General features: G+C 50.3%; 2 rRNA genes. Both read left to right on the forward strand.

The annotated features are described in order from the left end of the window. Nucleotides 1-395, forward strand: a 16S ribosomal RNA gene (locus I6E24_RS16230); the annotation flags it as partial. Between the two features lie 260 nt (nucleotides 396-655). Beyond that, a 23S ribosomal RNA gene (locus I6E24_RS16235) occupies nucleotides 656-1,459 on the forward strand; the annotation flags it as partial.

The raw sequence follows: 1,459 nt of genomic DNA on the forward strand, positions 1-1,459 counted from the left end.
GCTGAGGACTCTGGCGGTACTGCCATCGTAAGATGTGAGGAAGGTGGGGATGACGTCAAATCAGCACGGCCCTTACGTCCGGGGCTACACACGTGTTACAATGGGGGGTACAGAAGGCAGCTTGCCGGCGACGGTTGGCCAATCCCAAAAGCCTCTCTCAGTTCGGACTGGAGTCTGCAACCCGACTCCACGAAGCTGGATTCGCTAGTAATCGCGCATCAGCCACGGCGCGGTGAATACGTTCCCGGGCCTTGTACACACCGCCCGTCAAGCCATGAAAGCCGGGAGTACCTGAAGTGCGTAACCGCAAGGAGCGCCCTAGGGTAACACTGGTAATTGGGGCTAAGTCGTAACAAGGTAGCCGTACCGGAAGGTGCGGCTGGAACACCTCCTTTCTGGAGAGATACCGTAGAAAAGATCAAGAAGGTTTATGCTTCTTGTACTACAGGCAAGTTTGTTTAATTAGATATAGGAGGCAGGGGAGCCTAAAACAAAAGGCCGGCCCCGGAAAAACGGTCCGACTCCGTAACCTTCACATTAAAAAGATCTTTGACATGATGTAACAAGCTGAAAAAGTAAAAATTTGGTCAAAACCAAAAGAGCTAAAAGTATATATCATCCGCTCTGTTGTAATATACAGAGTGTGTACGTGATAACAAAAGTAATTAAGGGCGCATGGCGGATGCCTTGGCTCTCGGAGGCGATGAAGGACGTGATAAGCTGCGATAAGTCACGGGGAGGTGCAAATAACCCTTGATCCGTGAATTTCCGAATGGGACAACCCGATATCCTGAAGGGATATCACCTTACTTTGTAAGGGGCTAACGCAGGGAACTGAAACATCTTAGTACCTGCAGGAAAAGAAAATAACAATGATTCCCCCAGTAGTGGCGAGCGAACGGGGAAGAGCCCAAACCACCCATGTTACGGCATGGTTGGGGTTGTAGGACCACGACATTGCAAGAAATCTTGTGAGAAGAACGATCTGGAAAGTTCGACCATAGAAGGTGACAGTCCTGTATTCGAAACAAGACGAAGCATAGTGGTATCCTGAGTAGCGCGGAACACGAGGAATTCTGCGTGAATCAGCCGGGACCATCCGGTAAGGCTAAATACTCCCGAGAGACCGATAGTGAACCAGTACTGTGAAGGAAAGGTGAAAAGCACTTCGAACAGAAGAGTGAAATAGTACCTGAAACCGTGCGCCTACAAGCGGTTGGAGCTCCTTTCAGGAGTGACAGCGTGCCTTTTGCATAATGAACCTACGAGTTACTGTCGTTGGCAAGGTTAAGGGTCACAAGACCCGGATCCGAAGCGAAAGCGAGTCTGAACAGGGCGTCAAGTCAGCGGTAGTAGACGCGAAACCAAGTGATCTACCCTTGGCCAGGATGAAGTCTGGGTAACACCAGATGGAGGTCCGCACCAATAAGCGTTGAAAAGCTTCTGGATGAGCTGAGGG

The sequence above is a fragment of the Bacteroides caecigallinarum genome, assembly GCF_021530995.1.
In the GTDB taxonomy this organism is placed as follows: domain Bacteria; phylum Bacteroidota; class Bacteroidia; order Bacteroidales; family Bacteroidaceae; genus Phocaeicola; species Phocaeicola faecigallinarum.